At 59.4% G+C, this 19,212-nt stretch carries 14 protein-coding genes and 4 tRNA genes; 7 read left to right on the top strand and 11 right to left on the bottom strand.

The genetic code is table 11. From position 1 onward, the window contains the following. Positions 1–26 precede the first annotated feature (26 nt). The 7 genes from clpX to ACZRN6_RS20025 all read right to left on the bottom strand — a co-directional run bounded on the left by clpX (position 27) and on the right by ACZRN6_RS20025 (position 4,348). Positions 27–1,310, bottom strand: coding sequence for an ATP-dependent Clp protease ATP-binding subunit ClpX (clpX, locus tag ACZRN6_RS20055; RefSeq protein ID WP_003207856.1), 1,284 nt, complete (start codon positions 1,308–1,310; stop codon positions 27–29). A gap of 112 nt (positions 1,311–1,422) precedes the next feature. Beyond that, entirely contained in the window at positions 1,423–2,058 is a 636-nt protein-coding gene (clpP, locus tag ACZRN6_RS20050) for an ATP-dependent Clp endopeptidase proteolytic subunit ClpP (RefSeq protein WP_003174822.1), read from the bottom strand. Between the two features lie 92 nt (positions 2,059–2,150). After that, a complete protein-coding gene (gene tig / locus ACZRN6_RS20045) occupies positions 2,151–3,461 on the bottom strand; it encodes a trigger factor (protein WP_322146157.1) in 1,311 nt (436 codons plus the stop codon). 402 nt (positions 3,462–3,863) lie between these two features. Then, positions 3,864–3,939 (bottom strand) — tRNA-His (locus ACZRN6_RS20040). A gap of 83 nt (positions 3,940–4,022) precedes the next feature. Continuing rightward, positions 4,023–4,107: transfer RNA gene (locus ACZRN6_RS20035), tRNA-Leu, on the bottom strand. A gap of 56 nt (positions 4,108–4,163) precedes the next feature. Next, positions 4,164–4,239: transfer RNA gene (locus ACZRN6_RS20030), tRNA-His, on the bottom strand. Between the two features lie 32 nt (positions 4,240–4,271). Further along, positions 4,272–4,348: transfer RNA gene (locus ACZRN6_RS20025), tRNA-Arg, on the bottom strand. Positions 4,349–4,578: 230 nt separating this feature from the next. On the opposite strand from ACZRN6_RS20025, the gene folD reads away from it, so the two are divergent. Together folD and pbpG are read left to right on the top strand one after the other, a co-directional pair. Next, complete coding sequence (folD, locus tag ACZRN6_RS20020) at positions 4,579–5,433, top strand: bifunctional methylenetetrahydrofolate dehydrogenase/methenyltetrahydrofolate cyclohydrolase FolD (RefSeq protein ID WP_322146158.1); 855 nt, start codon at positions 4,579–4,581, stop codon at positions 5,431–5,433. Positions 5,434–5,642: 209 nt separating this feature from the next. Further along, positions 5,643–6,575 carry a D-alanyl-D-alanine endopeptidase gene (pbpG, locus tag ACZRN6_RS20015; protein ID WP_322146159.1) on the top strand — a complete coding sequence of 311 codons (933 nt, stop codon included), beginning with the start codon at positions 5,643–5,645 and terminating at the stop codon, positions 6,573–6,575. 46 nt (positions 6,576–6,621) lie between these two features. Here pbpG and ACZRN6_RS20010 read toward each other — a convergent pair whose 3' ends face one another. Continuing rightward, positions 6,622–7,251, bottom strand: coding sequence for a peptidase C39 family protein (locus ACZRN6_RS20010; protein WP_464008619.1), 630 nt, complete (start codon positions 7,249–7,251; stop codon positions 6,622–6,624). 263 nt (positions 7,252–7,514) lie between these two features. On the opposite strand from ACZRN6_RS20010, the gene ACZRN6_RS20005 reads away from it, so the two are divergent. Next, a complete protein-coding gene (locus tag ACZRN6_RS20005) occupies positions 7,515–7,676 on the top strand; it encodes a hypothetical protein (protein WP_322146160.1) in 162 nt (53 codons plus the stop codon). A gap of 4 nt (positions 7,677–7,680) precedes the next feature. On the opposite strand, the gene ACZRN6_RS20000 is transcribed toward ACZRN6_RS20005, so the two are convergent. After that, positions 7,681–8,091 carry a PA0061/PA0062 family lipoprotein gene (locus ACZRN6_RS20000; protein ID WP_464008618.1) on the bottom strand — a complete coding sequence of 137 codons (411 nt, stop codon included), beginning with the start codon at positions 8,089–8,091 and terminating at the stop codon, positions 7,681–7,683. 216 nt (positions 8,092–8,307) lie between these two features. Here ACZRN6_RS20000 and ACZRN6_RS19995 point away from each other — a divergent pair, with 216 nt between their 5' ends. From ACZRN6_RS19995 to ACZRN6_RS19985, 3 genes are read left to right on the top strand one after another with little or no spacing between them, the layout of a single operon-like run. After that, positions 8,308–11,529 carry an efflux RND transporter permease subunit gene (locus tag ACZRN6_RS19995; RefSeq protein WP_322146162.1) on the top strand — a complete coding sequence of 1,074 codons (3,222 nt, stop codon included), beginning with the start codon at positions 8,308–8,310 and terminating at the stop codon, positions 11,527–11,529. Then, a complete protein-coding gene (locus tag ACZRN6_RS19990) occupies positions 11,519–12,685 on the top strand; it encodes an efflux RND transporter periplasmic adaptor subunit (RefSeq protein ID WP_322146163.1) in 1,167 nt (388 codons plus the stop codon). Before ACZRN6_RS19995 ends, ACZRN6_RS19990 begins: the two co-directional genes overlap by 11 nt. Continuing rightward, a complete protein-coding gene (locus ACZRN6_RS19985) occupies positions 12,669–14,087 on the top strand; it encodes an efflux transporter outer membrane subunit (RefSeq protein ID WP_322146164.1) in 1,419 nt (472 codons plus the stop codon). The genes ACZRN6_RS19990 and ACZRN6_RS19985 overlap by 17 nt, the downstream gene beginning before the upstream one ends. A 144-nt stretch (positions 14,088–14,231) precedes the next feature. Here ACZRN6_RS19985 and ACZRN6_RS19980 read toward each other — a convergent pair whose 3' ends face one another. Beyond that, positions 14,232–15,515 carry a Zn-dependent hydrolase gene (locus ACZRN6_RS19980; RefSeq protein ID WP_322146165.1) on the bottom strand — a complete coding sequence of 428 codons (1,284 nt, stop codon included), beginning with the start codon at positions 15,513–15,515 and terminating at the stop codon, positions 14,232–14,234. Positions 15,516–15,656: 141 nt separating this feature from the next. Continuing rightward, positions 15,657–17,144: an NCS1 family nucleobase:cation symporter-1 gene (locus ACZRN6_RS19975; RefSeq protein ID WP_322146166.1), complete on the bottom strand. Its 1,488-nt coding sequence runs from the start codon at positions 17,142–17,144 to the stop codon at positions 15,657–15,659. Between the two features lie 601 nt (positions 17,145–17,745). On the opposite strand from ACZRN6_RS19975, the gene hydA reads away from it, so the two are divergent. After that, entirely contained in the window at positions 17,746–19,185 is a 1,440-nt protein-coding gene (gene hydA, locus ACZRN6_RS19970; RefSeq protein WP_464008617.1) for a dihydropyrimidinase, read from the top strand. Positions 19,186–19,212 lie beyond the last annotated feature (27 nt).

The following is a 19,212-nucleotide window of genomic DNA, read 5'->3' as shown; positions in this document are numbered from 1 at the left end:
TTTTGTACAGCTCTGCGGTGCAACGCTTACGCGTCTGGCGCAGCCTTGGCAGCCGGCTCACTGTTTTCGTAGATATACAGTGGCTTGGACTTGCCTTCTATAACGCTTTCGTCGATCACCACTTTACTCACCTCGGACTGCGAGGGGATTTCGTACATGGTGTCGAGCAGTACGCCTTCGAGGATCGAGCGCAAACCACGGGCGCCGGTCTTGCGCTCCAGTGCCCGCTTGGCCACCGATTTGAGCGCGTCAGCACGGAACTCAAGGTCCACACCTTCCATCTCGAACAGCTTGGCGTATTGCTTGGTCAGGGCGTTTTTCGGCTCGGTGAGGATCTGCATCAATGCAGCCTCATCCAACTCGTCCAACGTCGCCAGCACTGGCAGACGGCCAACGAATTCCGGGATCAGACCGAACTTGACCAGATCGTCAGGCTCGACTTCACGCAGGGATTCACCGACTTTCTTGCCTTCTTCCTTGCTGCGTACTTCTGCACTGAAGCCAATGCCGCCACGGGTGGAACGGTTTTGAATAACCTTTTCCAGACCGGAGAACGCACCGCCACAGATGAACAGGATGTTGCGCGTATCAACCTGAAGGAATTCCTGCTGTGGATGCTTGCGGCCGCCTTGTGGCGGTACGGAAGCAACAGTCCCTTCGATCAGTTTCAACAGCGCTTGCTGCACGCCTTCACCGGAAACGTCCCGGGTGATCGACGGGTTGTCGGATTTGCGCGAAATCTTGTCGATTTCATCGATGTAGACAATGCCCATCTGGGCCTTTTCCACGTCGTAGTCGCATTTCTGCAGCAGCTTCTGAATGATGTTCTCAACGTCTTCACCTACGTAACCAGCCTCGGTGAGCGTGGTAGCATCGGCAATGGTGAAGGGAACGTTCAGCAGGCGAGCCAGGGTTTCTGCAAGCAGGGTTTTACCCGAACCTGTAGGACCGATCAGCAAGATGTTGCTTTTGCCGAGCTCGACGTCGTCACTTTTCTTGTCGCGCTGGTTCAGACGCTTGTAGTGGTTGTACACCGCTACGGCCAGAACCTTCTTTGCACGCTCTTGACCAATCACATACTGATCAAGGATGCCGCTGATTTCTTTGGGCGAAGGCAATTTATGCGCGCTGCTTTCGGCCTGGGCTTCCTGCACCTCCTCACGGATGATGTCATTGCACAGGTCGACGCACTCGTCGCAGATAAAGACCGAGGGGCCGGCAATCAACTTGCGTACTTCATGCTGGCTTTTGCCACAGAAGGAGCAATAGAGCAGCTTGCCGTTGTCCTCGCCGTTGCGGGTGTCAGTCATTCGTTCGATCCAAATCCGATAGGCTTGCAACACAAGATGAAGGCTATTGAGGGCTTTTTCAAGCCCACCGGTGGTCGGACTTGCCGACCAGCCCTATTTTGAGCTGCTTATATTAAGCGGGGCGCTTTTCGATCACTGCGTCGATCAACCCGTATTCACGTGCGGCTTCGGCGCTCATGAAGTTATCGCGGTTGGTGTCGCGCTCGATCTCTTCCAAGGTGTGCCCGCTATGCTTGGCCATCAGCGTGTTGAGACGCTCACGAATAAAGAGGATTTCCTTGGCATGGATTTCGATGTCCGACGCCTGGCCCTGGAAACCGCCCAGTGGCTGGTGAATCATCACGCGCGAGTTCGGCAGGCAGTAACGCTTACCCTCAGCACCAGCGGTCAGCAGGAAAGCACCCATGCTGCACGCCTGACCGATACAGGTGGTCGATACGTTCGGCTTGATGAACTGCATGGTGTCGTAGATCGACATGCCTGCAGTGACCGAGCCGCCCGGGGAGTTGATGTAGAGATGGATGTCCTTGTCCGGGTTTTCCGCTTCAAGGAACAGCAGCTGCGCACAGATCAGGTTGGCCATGTAGTCCTCTACCGGGCCAACCAGAAAAATCACTCGCTCCTTGAGCAGGCGCGAGTAGATGTCATAGGCGCGTTCGCCACGAGCAGATTGCTCGACAACCATCGGGACCAGGCCGCCAGCGGCCTGGATATCAGAGTTCTGCTGAATATACGAATTACGGAACATGCTCTGCAGTTACTCCCAAATAGTCATGTCTTGAATACGCATAAGCCAGCGCGAGGCTGGCTTATGGGTGTATTTTCAAACGAGTTGAGCGATCAGTCGGCTTGTGCTGCTTCAGCCGGCTTGACTGCTTCTTCGTAAGAGACCGCTTTATCGGTCACCTTAGCCTTCTGCAGAACAGTATCCACAACTTGTTCTTCCAGCACAACCGAACGCACTTCGTTCAGTTGCTGGTCGTTCTTGTAGTACCAGGACACAACAGCCTCAGGCTCCTGGTAGGCCGAAGCCATTTCCTGGATCATTTCGCGAACGCGGGTTTCGTCAGGCTTGAGGTCGAATTGCTTGACCACTTCAGCCACGATCAGGCCCAGCACTACGCGGCGCTTGGCTTGTTCTTCGAACAGCTCGGCCGGCAGTTGGTCAGGCTTGATGTTGCCACCGAACTGCTGAACAGCCTGCACGCGCAGACGGTCAACTTCGTTGGACAGCAGGGCCTTAGGCACTTCGATCGGGTTGGAGGCCAGCAGACCGTCCATCACCTGGTTCTTGACCTTGGATTTGATCGCCTGGCGCAGCTCACGCTCCATGTTCTTGCGAACTTCGGTGCGGAAACCTTCGATACCGGTTTCCTTGATGCCGAACTGGTTGAAGAATTCTTCGTTCAGTTCTGGCAGCTTAGGCTCGGAAACGGTGTTGACGGTCACGGTGAACTCGGCGGCTTTGCCAGCCAGGTCCAGGTTCTGGTAGTCAGCCGGGAAAGTCAGGTTCAGAACGCGTTCTTCGCCGGCTTTAGCGCCAACCAGGCCGTCTTCGAAACCAGGAATCATGCGGTTGGAACCCAGCACCAGCTGAGTGCCTTTGGCGGAGCCGCCAGCGAATACTTCGCCGTCAACCTTGCCAACGAAATCGATGTTCAGCTGGTCTTCGTTCTGGGCAGCGCGCTCGACCACTTCAAAACGAGTGTTCTGCTTGCGCAGGATTTCCAGCATGTTGTCCAGATCGGAGTCAGCAACATCAGCGCTCAGGCGCTCGATAGCGATCGAATCGAAACCGGCAACTTCGAACTCAGGGAACACTTCGAAGATTGCAACGTATTCCAGGTCCTTGCCTGCTTCCAGGGACTTTGGCTCGATGGAAGGCGAGCCAGCCGGGTTCAGCTTTTGCTCGACAACGGCTTCGTAGAAGGAAGCCTGGATCACGTCACCTACAGCTTCCTGACGCGCATCGGCACCGAAGCGGCGCTTGATTTCGCTCATTGGCACTTTGCCTGGACGGAAACCGGCGATCTTGGCCTTTTGGGCAGTCTGCTGCAGACGCTTGTTGACCTGGGTCTCGATGCGCTCGGCCGGCACGGTGATGCTCATGCGGCGCTCAAGAGCAGAAGTATTTTCAACAGAAACTTGCATGGATATTCCTCGTTGCACAGACGTTAGCTGGCCGTTTCCGACCCCAGAATCAAGGGCATGCATTCTAGTGGGTCAAACTCAAGAAGTCACCCTACTGAAAACGGGTAAAAAAACAGCAGGCAATTTATAGGTGCGAATGCACGAGTGCACCTCGCCCCGGTGGCAAATACATCCCATCACGCCAGGGCTCTGCGCCAACCCTTCTATATATAGAAGCGGTTGCCAATCATCTCCCTGACAACCGGCCCTGCAGGCAAGGCCGGCGAGCAGTGCAGCATCATCGCGAAACATAAATACGACGAAACGCCCTCCCCCTGCAGCCCAACACCTGCGACTGCGTTAACACTAAAACCGCTGAAACAAAAAAGGCGCCAGACTATTAATCTGGCGCCTTTCGAAATATGGGGTGGACGAAGGGGATCGAACCCTCGACAACGGGAGTCACAATCCCGTGCTCTACCAACTGAGCTACGCCCACCATATTGCGTGACCAAAAAGCCCGTCAAAATGGCTATTTGTTGAGCTTCATGAGGACCAAGCAGGCCTTCACAAAACTTTATTTGGTGCGGATGAAGAGACTCGAACTCTTACACCTTGCGGCGCTGGAACCTAAATCCAGTGTGTCTACCAATTCCACCACATCCGCGCTTGAAGCTTTTAAAGCAAAGGCGCCAGACTATTAATCTGGCGCCTTTTTAAATATGGGGTGGACGAAGGGGATCGAACCCTCGACAACGGGAGTCACAATCCCGTGCTCTACCAACTGAGCTACGCCCACCATATTGCGCTACTTGTGCCAAAGCTGCCTAATGGCGCACCCGGCAGGACTCGAACCTGCGACCATCCGCTTAGAAGGCGGATGCTCTATCCAGCTGAGCTACGGGCGCCTTATTAATCTGTACTCTTGGAGGATTACAAACTAACCAGTGCTAGGCTGTGCCCGACAAGTGCGACGAATAGTATAGATGCACCCGAAACCCGTCAAATCCTTTTTATAAAAAATTCATTTTATTTAAGGGGTTAGGGGAATTTGCAGACCAAGCGCCTTTGCCCTCACGCCACGGCATGCGAGAATGCGCGCACTTTTCTTCCCCCTCTCGATGGTTAATCACGCGTAATGACTGCACAACTTATCGACGGCAAATCAATCGCCGCCAGCCTGCGCCAGCAGATCGCCAAACGAGTCGCCGAGCGCAGCCAACAAGGCCTGCGCACGCCGGGCCTCGCGGTGATCCTGGTCGGCAGCGATCCTGCCTCTCAGGTTTATGTCTCGCACAAGCGTAAAGACTGTGAAGAGGTCGGCTTTATCTCCAAAGCCTATGACTTGCCTTCCAACACCACCCAGCAAGCCCTCACCGACCTGATCGACAGCCTCAATGACGATCCGGCCATCGACGGCATCCTGCTGCAACTGCCATTGCCCGAGCACCTGGACGCGTCCAAATTGCTTGAGCGCATCCGCCCGGACAAAGACGTCGACGGCTTCCACCCTTATAACGTCGGCCGCCTGGCCCAGCGTATCCCGCTGCTGCGCCCATGCACCCCGAAGGGCATCATGACCCTGCTGGAAAGCACCGGCGTCGACCTGTACGGCCTCGACGCGGTCATCGTCGGCGCATCGAACATCGTCGGTCGCCCGATGGCCATGGAGCTGCTGCTGGCCGGCTGCACCGTGACCGTCACCCACCGCTTCACCAAGGACCTGGCCGGTCATGTTGGCCGCGCCGACCTGGTGGTCGTCGCCGCCGGCAAGCCGGGCCTGGTCAAGGGTGAGTGGATCAAGCAAGGCGCCATCGTTATCGACGTGGGCATCAACCGCCAGGACGATGGCAAGCTGGTGGGCGACGTGGTGTACGAAACCGCCCTGCCCCGTGCCGGCTGGATTACTCCGGTACCCGGCGGCGTTGGCCCGATGACCCGCGCCTGCCTGCTGGAAAACACCCTGTACGCAGCCGAAACCCTGCACAGCTAATAACCAGCCGCTCTGAAAAAGCCCTGCCTTATCGCAGGGCTTTTTATTGGCCGGATAAAAAGTACTTTTTTCTTTGTTTTTAAGGGGTTTCATCTGTTTCTAGAAGAACATTCGACAGTTTCTGATCCATACTTCTAGAATGTAACGTTATTTGTCAGAACCTCCGTTGCAGAACGGTATATCCCTACTTTTTTAGCGAGTTCATCCGCGTGAAAATTCACCTTTCCATCATCAGCCTATTTTTTGCATTTACAGGCACCTTCGCGAGCGCAAGCGAAACCACTATCGCCCCCCGCGACATGTCCACCCTGCACATCGCCTCTGGCAGTGCGATGGTGGTAGACCTGCAAACCAACAAAGTCATCTATGCCAGCAACCCGGATGTCATCGTGCCGATCGCCTCGGTGAGCAAACTGATGACCGGCCTGATCGTGCTGGAAGCCAAGCAGAACATGGATGAATACATCGACATCAACATCAAGGACACGCCAGAGATGAAAGGCGTGTTCTCCCGGGTCAAGATCGGCAGCGAGATGCCGCGCAAAGAGATGCTGCTGATTGCCCTGATGTCCTCGGAAAACCGCGCCGCCGCCAGCCTCGCCCACCACTACCCGGGCGGCTACCCGGCGTTTATCGCGGCAATGAACGCCAAGGCCAAGGCACTGGGCATGACCAGCACCCACTATGTTGAGCCTACCGGCCTGTCGATCCATAACGTGTCCACCGCCCGCGACTTGAGCAAGCTGCTGGCCGCCGCACGCAAATACCCGATGCTCAGCCAGTTGAGCACCACCAAGGAAAAAACCGTTTCGTTCCGCAAGCCCAACTACACCCTGGGTTTCTCCAATACCGACCACCTGATCAACCGCGCGAACTGGGACATCAAGCTGACCAAGACCGGCTTCACCAACCAGGCCGGCCACTGCCTGGTATTGGTGACCAGCATGGGCAATCGCCCGGTGTCGCTGGTGATCCTCGACGCCTTCGGCAAATTCACCCACTTTGCCGATGCCGGGCGCATCCGCAGCTGGGTCGAAACCGGCAAGAGCGGCTCGGTGCCAGACGTCGCATTGCGCTACAAGGCTGACAAAAACTTGAAGAACCGCCCACGGGCGAATGTTCAGGTCACCGAGTCCCGCTGATCCGTAAATAGCGACATAAAAAACGGCGCCCTTGAGCGCCGTTTTTTTATTTGGCCTGACTGGCCAGTGCCTTGACTGCTTGGGCCGCCGCCTGTTCCTGGCCCGCCTGGGCCGTGGCGCTGGCGGCCTGCTGCCAGCGCTGGGCGTCGACCTTGGCCGGCAGTTGGGTGGGCCGCTGAATCAGCACGGCCCATTTGCCGGCATCTTTCCAGGCAGACTCAAAAGCGCTGAAGTCCATCGGCATGCGTCGCGTCAACCCCGAACGCAGCAACACCATACTCTTGTGCTTGTTATAACCCACCACCACGACATACCGCGGCCCAGCCCAGAAGGTCGAGCCCTGGGTGATGCGCGCCATCACCGGGTATCCGGCAGCGACCTGTGCCAGCAGCGCCGGCAGCTGATCTTCCAGCGGGTACACCAACATCCCGTATTCACGGGCCAGCCCCTGCATGTTGCGCTCAAGGTCTGCTTCGGCGCCCGGCAAATGCAACGGCTTATCCAACAAGCCCGGTGTAATCACAATGCCTTGTTGGGACAGCATGCTGGCCAGGGCAGCCGGGCCACCAAGGTACGTCTCACCACGAAACGCCGGCACGCCCTTGAGTTCGACACTCTCCGGCAAGCCCGGGATGCTCGTGGGTTTTGGGTGCGAGGTGCAAGCCGCCAGCCCCATGAAACAGGCTGCGACCCACCAGGAGGTTTTAATGTTCGAGGGAAACCGCAACTTCTTCACTCACTTGATCAACGGTCGACGTGGGCCCTGATCATAGGACGCTCCGGGGCGCGGGTATAGCCTTGCAGCGCAGTAAAAGGCCGGCGATAGAGCAAACAAGTTGGACGCGCACGACCATTGGTCAATAGCAGGCAACCTGCGGATAGCTAGACTGTCCATTGAGAAGACAGTGTGTGCCCGGCACCGGGCGAAAGGAGGCACTTATGAGCCTGACAACAACGATTCTGCTTTTGATCTGTGGCTGGCTGGCCGTTGCCGCCGCCATGCTGTGGGGCGTGATGCGCGTGACCCGCCGGCACCATCACCCACAGGTAAAACCCACGGCCCCCGGCAAGCTGAACAAACCCGCCGGGCACCACGCCTGACGCCCTAGCCAGGCATGCAACTGAAGTCCTCGGTCTGCGCCAGTTCCTTGCCGTGTGCGTCCTTCAACTCGGCGCGTACGGTTGTACCGAGGCTGGATTCCACCAGGGTGTAATGCTCACCGGCCTTGAAGTTGCCGTAGGTGACATGCCCGCGACAGTCCTGTTGGTTATCGTCCCCCGCTTCCTCTTCAAACAAGGTGACATCCAGGCGATGCGCGCCGGGCTTCACTTCGAAGTAGCGACCATCATTAATGTTTTTACCGTCTACCCGCTCGGCCATCAGGTCGTTGGGCGCCTCCTCTTGCAGGCCGATCCAGGCTTCGCTCGGGTCCGCCTTCGGCATCGGGCCGGCGCACGCCGACAACAGCAGGACCGCACTCAAGGCCGGGATCAACAACAAGGGTTTAAGAGACATGGCAGAACTCCAAATGGATAAAGAGTGAACGGGCAGAACAGCGCCTGTTCGATCGGTATCCAGCTTGGTACCCACGCCTTTGTTGAACAAATGAATACATATGAAAGGATCTTCAGCCGTTAACTAAATCTTCCTTCACCTGGCTGAAAGGTGCGTGTTAGGTGGGTCCGTCAAGACTGCGAGCGTTTGCAATCCAACTCCTTTGGAGGTTACGGCATGCTCGGGCTGGTAAAGACCGCACTGCTCAAGCCCTACACGTTTATCGTGCTGGCAATTTTCATCTGCATCATTGGGCCCATGGCGGCCTTGCGTACCCCCACTGACGTATTTCCCGATATTGGCATCCCCGTCGTCGCGGTGGTTTGGCAGTACAATGGCCTGTCTCCGGACGCCATGGCCGGTCGTGTGATCTACACCTATGAACGCTCCCTGAGCACCACCGTCAACGACATCGAACACATTGAATCGCAGTCGTTACCTGGCATGGGCATCGTGAAGATTTTCTTCCAGCCCGGCGTGGATATCCGCACCGCCAACGCCCAGGTAACAGCGGTGTCACAAACCGTGCTCAAGCAGATGCCACCGGGCATCACGCCACCGCTGATCCTCAACTACAGCGCGTCCACGGTGCCGATTCTGCAGATGGCGTTCTCCAGCCCCAGCCTGTCGGAAGCGAAGATCCGCGACCTGGTGCAGAACAACATCCGCCTGCCCCTGAGCGCCCTGCCCGGCCTGGCCATGCCAACGCCAATGGGCGGCAAGCAACGCCAGATCACCCTCGACCTTGACCCGCAGGCGCTGGCCGCCAAAGGCCTGTCGGCACAGGACGTAGGCAACGCCCTGGCCCTGCAAAACCAGATCATCCCGGTGGGTACTGCCAAACTCGGCCCCAACGAATACACGATTTTGCTCAACAACAGCCCCAAGGCGATTGATGAGCTCAACGACCTGCCGATCAAGACGGTCGACGGCGCGATCATTACCATCGGCCAGGTGGCCCACGTGCGTGACGGTTCGCCGCCACAGACCAACATCGTGCGCGTCGACGGCCACCGTGCGGTGCTGATGCCGGCCCTGAAAAACGGCAGCATCTCCACCCTGTCGATCATCGACGGCATCCGCCAGATGCTGCCGCGCATCAATGAAACCCTGCCGCCCTCGCTGAAGACCTCACTGCTGGGGGACGCCTCGGTGTTCGTCAAACAGTCGGTGGGCAGTGTGGCCCAGGAGGGCATCATCGCGGCCTTGCTGACCAGCGCGATGATCCTGCTGTTCCTCGGCAGCTGGCGCTCGACCATCATCATCGCCGCCTCGATTCCACTGGCGGTGTTGTCGGCGATCGCACTGCTGGCGGCCACCGGGCAAACCCTTAACGTCATGACCCTCGGCGGGCTGGCGTTGGCGGTGGGGATCCTGGTGGACGACGCCACGGTGACCATCGAGAACATCAACTGGCACCTGGAACAAGGCAAGGCGGTGAAGGACGCAATCCTCGACGGCGCCAAGCAAATCGTCGGCCCGGCGTTCGTGTCCCTGCTGTGTATCTGCATCGTGTTTGTGCCAATGTTCATGCTGCAAGGCATCGCCGGCTACCTGTTCCGCCCGATGGCGTTGGCGGTGATTTTTGCCATGGCCAGCTCGTTCATTCTGTCGCGGACCTTGGTGCCGACCCTGGCAATGTTCCTGCTCAAGCCTCATGTACCGGAGCAAGGCCAAGGGCATCATCCGGAAGATGAATTCATCAACCATCACGAGGGTGACCAGCACAAGCCGCAGCGCAATGCGGTGCTGCAATCGGTACTCAACTTCCAGCAGGGTTTCGAGCGGCGTTTCTCCAACCTGCGGGACGTGTATCACAGCCTGCTGACCCTCGCCCTGGGCGCGCGCAAGCGGTTCATCGTCGGCTTCCTGGCCTGCATCCTTGCCTCGTTCCTGCTGCTGCCAAGCCTGGGCCAGGACTTCTTCCCGGCCACCGATGCCGGCGCCATGGCCCTGCACGTACGCTTGCCGTTGGGCACGCGCATCGAAGAGAGCGCCGCGGCATTTGACCGGATTGAAGCGCGGATTCGCGAGATCGTTCCGGCAGATGAACTGGACACCATCGTCGACAACATCGGCATCCCGCTGAGCGGCATCGACATGGCCTACAGCAGCAGCGGTACCATCGGCCCGCAGGACGGGGATATTCAGGTCACCCTGAAAAAGGACCATGCACCGACTGCCGACTACGTGAAAAAACTGCGTGAAGCATTGCCTGAAAGTTTCCCCGGCAGCCAGTTCGCGTTTCTCCCGGCCGACATCAGCAGCCAGATCCTCAACTTCGGTTCACCGGCGCCGCTGGACGTAAAAATCTCCGGGCGCAGCGATGAAGAAAACCGCGCCTACGCCGTGGAACTGGAACGTCGCCTGAAGCACGTACCGGGCATCGCCGACCTGCGTATCCAGCAGTCCACCGGCTACCCGTCACTGCAAGTCAACGTGGATCGGATGCGCGCCAACGGCCTGGGCATCACCGAGCGCGACGTGACCAACAGCATGGTTGCGTCCCTGGCCGGCAGCTCGCAAACCGCGCCGACCTTTTGGCTCAACCCGGCCAACGGCGTGTCGTATTCGATCGTGGCTGCAACCCCGCAGTACCGCCTCGACAGCCTGCCGTCCCTGGAAGCCTTGCCGGTGACCGGTGCCGATGGCCAGTCGCAGATCCTCGGCGGCGTGGCGACTATCTCCCGCGTACAAAGCCCGGCGGTGGTGACTCACTACAACATCGAGCCGACCCTGGACCTGTACGCCAACGTGCAAGGCCGCGACCTCGGCGGCGTCGCCAGCGATGTGCAAAAGGTGCTGGATGACATGGCCCCGCTGCGCCCCAAAGGCGCGACCATCAGCCTGCACGGGCAGATCGATGCGCTGCATGAGGCGTTCAACGGCTTGAGCTTCGGCCTGCTCGGCGCGGTGGTGCTGATCTACCTGCTGATCGTGGTCAACTTCCAGTCCTGGACCGACCCGTTCGTGATCATCACCGCACTGCCGGCGGCCCTGGCGGGCATCGTGTGGATGCTGTTCCTCAGCGGCACCTCCTTGTCGGTGCCCGCACTCACGGGGGCCATCCTCTGTATGGGCGTGGCCACCGCCAACTCGATCCTGGTGGTGAGCTTCTGTCGAGAGCGCCTGGCCGAACATGGCGACGCACTCAAGGCGGCACTGGAAGCCGGTTACACACGTTTTCGCCCGGTCTGCATGACCGCCCTGGCGATGATCATCGGCATGTTGCCGCTGGCCTTGTCCGAAGAACAAAACGCGCCGCTGGGACGTGCCGTGATCGGCGGCCTGATCCTCGCCACCACTGCCACTTTGCTGTTTGTACCCGTGGTATTCAGCCTGGTCCACGGTCGTCACCCTACTCGCGCTGCTGCAGGAGTTACCCCACATGTCGTCTGATCACAAACCCTCGCGCAAGCGTCTGATGCTCATGGGTGTCGGCGGCCTGACACTGGCCGCCCTGTTGGTCGCCAACGGCCTGCACGCCCGTACGATGCATGAAAAATCCGTCACCGCCTGGACCGAAACCGCGGCCGTGCCGCAAGTGCTGGTGTTCCAGCCACAACAGAACGCGGCCGGTGACACCCTGCGCTTGCCCGCGCACCTGGAAGCCTGGAGCAAGGCACCGATTCATGCGCGTGTCAGCGGCTACTTGAAAGACTGGAAAGTCGACATCGGCACCCAGGTCAAGGCCGGGCAAATCCTCGCCGAGATCGACAGCCCCGACCTTGACCAGCAAGTGGCGCAAACCCACGCCCGCATGGTGCAGGAACAGGCCAACGCACGGCTGGCAGAAACCACCGCCACCCGCTGGAAAAACCTGCTGGACAGCCACTCGGTATCGCGTCAGGAGGCTGATGAAAAAGCCTCGAATGCCCTGGCCGCCAAGGCCAACGCCCAGGCCGCCGAGGCTGACTATGCGCGGCTCTCGGCGCTTGAAGACTACAAGACCATCCGCGCCCCCTTCGCCGGTGTAATCACCGCCCGCAACACCGACATCGGCCAGTTGATCAAGGCTGACAGCGACAGCGATCCAGAACTGTTCGACATCGCCGACACCCACCAGCTACGCCTGTACGTGCCGGTGCCGCAGAACTACGCAGCGGTAATTCATCCGGGCCTGGCAGCCCAACTGACGGTGCCCGAGCATCCCGGCGAGCACTTCAGCGCCAAGCTGATGGGCGATTCCACCGCCATCGACCGCCGCTCCGGCACCCTGCTCGCGCAGTTCGTGGCAGACAACCCAGACGGCAAGTTGCTGCCCGGCGACTACGCCGAAGCCACCCTGGCGATCCCGGCAGACACCCACGGCGTGAGCATCCCGGCCAGCGCCCTGATCTTCCGCGCCCAAGGCACACAGGTCGCGGTACTGGATGCGAAGAACCACGTGCACCTGCAAGACATCCACATCGGCCTCGACCTCGGCGAGCGCCTGGTCATCGACCAGGGCCTGAAACCCGCCGATCGCGTGGTCGACAACCCGCCCGACGCGCTGCGCGAAGGCGATGCCGTGCAACTGGCCGACGCCGGAGGTGCCCATGCGCCCAAGGCTTAAGCCCCTTGCCGCCTTGGTATTGCTGGCGCTGCACGGTTGCTCGCTGGCGCCCACCTACAAGGCGCCGACCATCGACCTGCCAGCCAAGTACCGCGAGCAGACCAGCGACGGCCCGTGGCACAGCGCGCAGCCGTCCGACCAACTGGCGCCGAAGTGGTGGCAGCTGTATCAGGACCCGCGCCTTAACGACTTGCAGGAGCAACTGCTCAAGGCCAACCCGGACCTGGCGGCGGCGCTGGCGCATTTCGATGCGTCCCAGGCATATGCCAGCCAATTGCATGCCGGATTGTTCCCGCAGATTACCGCCAGCGCGCAGCCGTTGCGCCAGCGGCAATCGGACAGTCGACCGCTGCGAGGCGATACCCAGCCTTCGGTGTACAACAGCAACACGGCGGGGTTTGCGCTGAGTTTTGATCTGGACCTGTGGGGCAAAATCCGCAACCAGGTCGCAGCGGGCGATGCACAAGCCCAAGCCTCCGGGGATGATTTGGCCGTCGCACGCCTGAGCCTGCAACATCAGTTGGCGACGTTGTTTGTGCAGCTCAACGGGCTGGATGCACAAAGCCGGATCCTCAGCAGCTCGCTGGATGATTTTGGCCAGGCGTTGCAACTGACCCGCAGTCGTTATGAAGGGCAGATCGCCTCGGAACTGGACCTGACCCGCGCGCAAAATCAACTGGCTGAAGCGCAAGCACAGCTTGATGATGTGCGCGGCCAGCGCAATCTTACCGAACATGCGATTGGTGAACTGGTGGGCGTATCCGCCAGCGAATTCCAACTGCCGCCGAGCAAGCAACTGATCGCGCTTCCGGGGATTCCGCAGCAGCTGCCGAGCCATCTGCTGCAACGTCGGCCCGATATTGCAGCGGCGGAGCGACGGGTGTTTGCGGCCAACGCGAACATCGGCGTGGCAAAGGCTGCGTGGTACCCGGATTTCAGTTTGACCGGGTTGATTGGTGGGCAGACGCAAGGTGTGGGTAACCTGTTTTCCGCCGCCAATCGGTATTGGGCGCTGGGGCCGTTGGTGAATCTGCCGATCTTTGATGGCGGGCGGTTGAGCGCCAACGAACGCCAGGCCAAGGCCGAGTTTGAAGAAGCCTCGGCGCATTACCGTAGCCAGGTTTTGCGGGCCGTGCGTGAGGTGGAAGATAACCTTGGGCAACTGCGTGATTTGCAGCAGGAAGCGATGGACGAACAGGCCGCCGCAAACGCTGCCGAGCACACGCAGGCGCTGGCGATGAACAGTTATCAGGCGGGTGCCGTGAGCTACCTGGACGTAGTGACGGCGCAGACCGCAGCATTGCAGGCGCAGCGCACGTTGCAAGCGGTGCAGACGCGGCAGTTGCAGGCGAGTGTAGGGTTGGTGACGGCGCTGGGCGGCGGTTGGAAGCCCGACGCCTGATACAAATCTCGAGCCCACCCCGGATCAAATGTGGGAGCTGGCTTGCCTGCGATAGCGGAGTGTCAGGCACCGCTACTGTGTCTGAAACACTGCTATCGCGGGCAAGCCCGGCTCCCACAGTTGATCAGTGTGAAGCCGGCTGATTCAGGCAGCCAGTTTGCCGCTGGCAATCGCCACCGACGCCGCCACCATCGCCCTCAGCAACACCGCACATCCCGCCGCCAGATCATCCGGCGCGGCATTCTCGATTTCGTTATGGCTGATGCCACCCTCACACGGCACAAAGATCATCCCCGCCGGCCCCAGTTCCGCGACAAAAATCGCGTCGTGCCCTGCCCCGCTGACAATGTCCATGTTCGACAACCCCAGACCATTGGCCGCATCCCGCACGGCATCCACGCAGCCTTTGTCGAAGTACAGCGGCGGGAAGTCGGCGGTGGGTGTCATCTCGAACGTGAGGCCGTGCTTGGCGCAGGTCTCGTCGATCACTTTACGCACCTGGGCAATCATCGAATCCAGCCGCGCCGGTTCCAGATGACGAAAGTCCAGGGTCATACGCACTTCGCCAGGAATGACGTTGCGCGAACCGGGATACGCCTGCAGGCAACCCACGGTGCCGCAGGCGTGAGGCTGATGGCCCAACGCAGCGGCATTGACGGCGGCGACCACAGCAGCGGCGCCTACCAATGCATCTTTGCGCAGGTGCATCGGCGTTGGACCGGCGTGCGCCTCAACGCCGCGCAATTTCAGGTCGAACCATTTCTGGCCAAGGGCGCCCAGCACCACGCCGATGGTTTTCTTTTCATCCTCAAGAATCGGGCCTTGCTCGATATGCGCTTCGAAATACGCACCCACCTTGTGCCCGCTCACCGGGCGTGATCCGGCATAACCAATAGCATTCAGCGCATCACCCACGGTTACACCGTCGGCATCGGTCTTGGCCAGCGTATCGGCCAGGGTAAACTTCTCGGCAAACACGCCAGAGCCCATCATGCACGGCGGAAAACGCGAGCCTTCTTCGTTGGTCCACACCACCACTTCCAGCGGTGCTTCGGTTTCGATCTTGAGGTCATTCAGCGTTCGCAGGACTTCCACACCCGCCAAAACACCAAAACACCCATCAAACTTGCCACCAGTTGGCTGGGTGTCGATATGGCTGCCGGTCATCACCGGCGGCAAGTTGGGATTGCGCCCCGGGCGGCGGGCGAAAATATTGCCGACGCCATCGATGCTCACGGTGCAGCCCGCCTCCTCGCACCACTTCACAAACAGGTCGCGAGCCTGGCGATCAAGGTCGGTCAGGGCCAGGCGACACACGCCGCCCTTGGGCGTGGCGCCGAGCTTGGCAAGTTCCATCAGGGACAGCCACAAACGGTCGCGGTTGATATGCTGATGGGTGGATTGCAGAACGTCTACGGCAGCGTTCACGGGGATCTCCTCAACTACTTTTTATATGAATCGACTCGGTCAACTGTGGGAGCTGGCTTGCCTGCGATGCGGGCGACTCGGTCTTTCAGTTGCACCGAGTCGATGCCATCGCAGGCAAGCCAGCTCCCACATTGAGCATGCTCACAAAGGTGTTTTTACGGCGACTACGCGGGCGCCGCGCTTCATGCACAGGGCGTAATACAACAACCCGCCCAACGCCGAGCCGGTGAACCAGCCATAGCTGTAGAACCAGCTGAATGCATCACTACCCAGCGACAACAGTGTCAGCACCACCGGCACACCAAACGCCAGGAAACCATGCCAGTTCCACGCCGGGTACACGTCATCGCGGTACAAACCGGCAAGGTCCAGTTGCTGTTTCTTGATGATGAAATAGTCCACCACCATGATCCCGGCGATCGGTCCCAAGAGGCTTGAGTACCCCAGCAGCCAGTTGGAATAGACGGTTTCCAGGCTCACGTCGGAAATGATCAGCCCGAGCTTTTTCAGCAGTTCATGGGCCATCAATGCAAGGCCTACCAGACCGGTCAACACCACCGCCGTGGTGCGGTTAATCAGCTTGGGCGCGATGTTCTGGAAGTCGTTGGTGGGCGAGACGATGTTCGCCGCGGTGTTGGTGGACAAAGTGGCGATGATGATCAACGCCATAGCCACGGCCACCCACACCGGGCTCTGGATATGGCCGATCAGGGTCACCGGGTCGGAGACGCTGACGCCCACCAGTTTCACCGAGGCGGCGGTCATGATCACACCGAGGGCGGCAAACAGGAACATGGTCAGCGGCAGGCCGAATATCTGCCCGAGGATCTGGTCCTTCTGGCTTTTGGCGTAGCGGCTGAAGTCGGGAATGTTCAACGACAAGGTGGCCCAGAAACCCACCATCGCGGTCAGGCCCGCCATGAAGTAACCAGTGAGGCTCGCGCCTTCGGGGCGCTTGGGCGGAATCGCCATCAGCTCGCTCAAGGATACGTTGGGCAAGGCCCACACCAGCAGCCCGATACCCACCGCCACCAGCAGCGGTGCCGACAGGGTTTCCAGCCATTTGATCGACTCGGCGCCGCGTAGTACCACCCACAGGTTCAGCGTCCAGAAGATCATGAAACCGATCACTTCACCGGTGCCGCCCAAAGATTTCCAACCCTCGAAAACCGAGCCCAGGAACAGGTGAATCGCCAGGCCGCCAAACATCGTCTGGATACCAAACCAGCCGCACGCCACCAGCGCACGAATCAGGCACGGCACGTTGGAGCCAAGCACGCCGAAGGACGAGCGCAGCAATACCGGAAACGGAATGCCGTACTTGGTGCCAGGGAAGGCGTTAAGGGTCAGCGGTACCAGCACCACGATATTGGCCAGCAAGATCGCCATCAGCGCCTCGCCCACCGACAACCCGAAGTACGCGGTGAGCACGCCACCCAGGGTGTAGGTCGGCACGCACACCGACATGCCGATCCACAGCGCGGTGATGTGCCACTTGTTCCAGGTTCGTTCGTGCACCTTGGTCGGTGCCATGTCGTGGTTGTAACGGGGGCTGTCGAGGACGTCGGGGCCGGCGTCGAGTTCGTACAGGCCGTTGCGCTCAATGACTTGCGATCTGTTCTGTTGCATGGCCGCTCCACGGTTTTTTCGAATTATTTTTGCTCATCCCGTGACGTGCACGGGATGGCCGGAGTACCTCGTTGACAACATGACATCCGGGACCCGACCAACCGCCACCGCACTCAATAACCGTGCCGTAAACCGTCGCCCTGCCCGCACCGCTTATATAACTCTCTGATGTTTATCAGCTTTATTGTCTCGACCGAAGAGCCCCTCGTTACTGTCAGCGTTACTCAGGCCAAATAACGCAGAAGTTGTCCGAACCCTCAGGACTCAATCTGGTGCAACACAATTATTTTTATTTACCCGCCCCGTCAAGAGGCATGTCTCAAGCGTCTGATTTGCAATAAGAAATGTTGCTCATATTGGGAACCTGTCAAGTGCGTCAAAATGGTGAGAGGCCGCTACATTTTGGTGATTTTCATTTTTTATCGTTTAAATTCAATACGTTAATACAGATATAAGCTTATGAAAAATATTCTTGCTCATTCGAAAAACTCGGGCTAATTTCTATTCCTGTCACCACTGACAGGAATTAATCCTGCAGCGGCGCGATGCAATACAACACTTAGAACTGGCACAAGCCGGTCAAGCCTGTGAGGAACTCGACATGTCGCTGTTGATCCGTGGCGCTACCGTTATTACCCATGATGAAAGTTACCGAGCCGATGTTTTATGCGCAGACGGTCTAATCCGCGCCATTGGCACGGACCTGGATATTCCCGCCGGCACCGAGGTACTCGATGGCAGCGGTCAATACCTGATGCCCGGTGGCATCGACCCCCATACCCATATGCAATTGCCCTTCATGGGCACCGTGGCCAGTGAAGACTTTTTCAGTGGCACGGCCGCCGGGTTGGCGGGCGGCACCACGTCGATCATCGACTTTGTAATTCCCAACCCGCAGCAATCCCTGCTGGAAGCCTTCCACCAATGGCGTGGCTGGGCCGAGAAGTCGGCGTCCGACTACGGCTTCCACGTTGCCATTACCTGGTGGAGCGAGCAGGTCCGTGAGGAAATGGCCGAGCTGGTCAGCCACCACGGCGTCAACAGCTTCAAGCATTTCATGGCGTACAAGAACGCGATCATGGCCGCCGACGATACGTTGGTGGCGAGCTTCGAGCGCTGCCTGGAACTGGGCGCGGTGCCGACGGTGCATGCCGAGAACGGCGAACTGGTGTATCACCTGCAACGCAAGCTGATGGCCCAGGGCATTACCGGGCCGGAAGCACACCCATTGTCGCGGCCCTCGCAAGTGGAAGGCGAAGCCGCCAGCCGGGCGATCCGGATTGCCGAGACCATCGGCACTCCGCTGTACCTGGTGCACGTGTCCACCAAAGAAGCGCTGGATGAAATCACCTACGCCCGCAGCAAGGGCCAGCCGGTGTATGGCGAGGTATTGGCCGGGCATTTGCTGCTGGACGACAGCGTCTACCAGCACCCCGACTGGCAGACCGCTGCGGGCTACGTGATGAGCCCGCCCTTCCGCCCGCGCGGGCATCAGGAGGCGCTGTGGCATGGCCTGCAATCGGGCAACCTGCACACCACTGCCACCGACCACTGTTGCTTCTGTGCCGAGCAAAAAGCCGCCGGACGTGATGACTTCAGCAAGATTCCCAATGGCACTGCCGGTATCGAAGACCGCATGGCGCTGTTGTGGGACGAAGGCGTGAACACCGGGCGCTTGTCGATGCAGGAGTTTGTGGCGCTGACGTCGACCAACACCGCGAAGATCTTCAACCTGTACCCGCGCAAAGGGGCGATTCGCGTGGGTGCCGATGCTGATCTGGTGCTATGGGACCCGCAAGGCTCACGGACCATTTCCGCCAAGACCCATCATCAGAACGTCGACTTCAACATCTTCGAGGGCAAGACCGTGCGCGGCGTGCCAAGCCACACCATCAGCCAGGGCAAGTTGGTCTGGGTGGATGGGGATCTGCGCGCCGAGCGGGGTGCGGGGCGGTACATCGAACGGCCGGCGTACCCGTCGGTGTTTGAGCAGTTGAGCAAGCGGGCGGAGCGTTCCAGGCCGGTTGCTGTGAAACGCTGAAAGCGGCCTTCGGCCTATCGCGGGCAA

Source organism: Pseudomonas sp. A125 (genome assembly GCF_055409485.1).
The sequence above is the reverse complement of the archived record's forward strand: the minus strand, read 5'-3'. Positions and strand labels throughout refer to the sequence as shown.